We start from the raw sequence: 803 nt of genomic DNA, 5'->3' as shown, positions 1-803 counted from the left end.
CTGTTTTTTACATGAATCCCTGCCGACCCTCATCATGGGTTGCGATGTCGGGGGCCCATTGCAGGACGCGCTGGCCATATCCCGGGTTTCCTGCGACGTCGAAGACCGCCGCCGCGACTCGTCCCATGGCCTCCAACGCGGGCCGATCAACGAACAAGGCATAGGGTGAAAATAAGTGCGCGTGTACGGCGGGATCAGTCGTGAACTCCGGAAAGGCACCCCGGATCGACTCGTGCAGACGGAGGATGTCGACCACTTCGCATGCACACCGCTGGTTGAGCGGCGCGCTTTCCAGGGTGGCACAGTCGATCTCGCAGCCTGTCTGTCCAACTATTACCGGAGTCCGCGGTTCAACCACAACAGGGATTGTTCTGTTGGATCGGTGGACATGGCACTGTTCCGAACGAGCAGAACACACAGCAGTCGCCTTGATGCGGACGCAAAACCGCTCCACAGCGCGTGCACTCATAGAAGAATTGACACGCTGTGATGGGCATTGTCTCGGTCGCCCGATGGCCGCACTCCGGGCAGGTCAAGATGCTTTCCAGCTTGATGTCACTCACCGCCAGCCCGCACCTTGGCCGGGAAGCCTGCTTCCGTGACTGCACGCGCGATTCCAGCTGCATCCGTCTGGCTCGATTCGAACGTCACCGTGACTGCTTCAGCCCGGGTGTCCACCTTCACATCGGCCACGCCCGGCACCTTCTCCAGCGCCTTCCTGATGGTGATGCCGCAGGCAGGACAGGTCATGTTCTCAGCATCGAGCATTACTAGGGTTCTACCCCGAAATCACGGACGGTTGT

2 protein-coding genes are annotated in these 803 nt (G+C 60.0%); both read right to left on the bottom strand.

The genetic code is table 11. The features are described from left to right. Window positions 1–350: 350 nt before the first annotated feature. Window positions 351–626, bottom strand: a complete 276-nt coding sequence (locus N799_RS16025; RefSeq protein WP_484502515.1) for a GDCCVxC domain-containing (seleno)protein — start codon at window positions 624–626, stop codon at window positions 351–353. Further along, on the bottom strand, window positions 556–768 hold the full coding sequence (locus N799_RS14070; protein ID WP_052101590.1) for a heavy-metal-associated domain-containing protein: 213 nt from the start codon (window positions 766–768) through the stop codon (window positions 556–558). Before N799_RS14070 ends, N799_RS16025 begins: the two co-directional genes overlap by 71 nt. Window positions 769–803: the final 35 nt, after the last annotated feature.

The organism is Lysobacter arseniciresistens ZS79, from assembly GCF_000768335.1.
Lineage (GTDB): Bacteria > Pseudomonadota > Gammaproteobacteria > Xanthomonadales > Xanthomonadaceae > Novilysobacter > Novilysobacter arseniciresistens.
The sequence above is the reverse complement of the archived record's forward strand: the minus strand, read 5'-3'. Positions and strand labels throughout refer to the sequence as shown.

Coding starts and splice junctions, on each gene's coding strand:
- N799_RS14070 (WP_052101590.1), bottom strand. CDS start 768: ATGCTCGATGCTGAGAACATGACCTGTCCTGCCTGCGGCATCACCATC.
- N799_RS16025 (WP_484502515.1), bottom strand. CDS start 626: ATGCAGCTGGAATCGCGCGTGCAGTCACGGAAGCAGGCTTCCCGGCCA.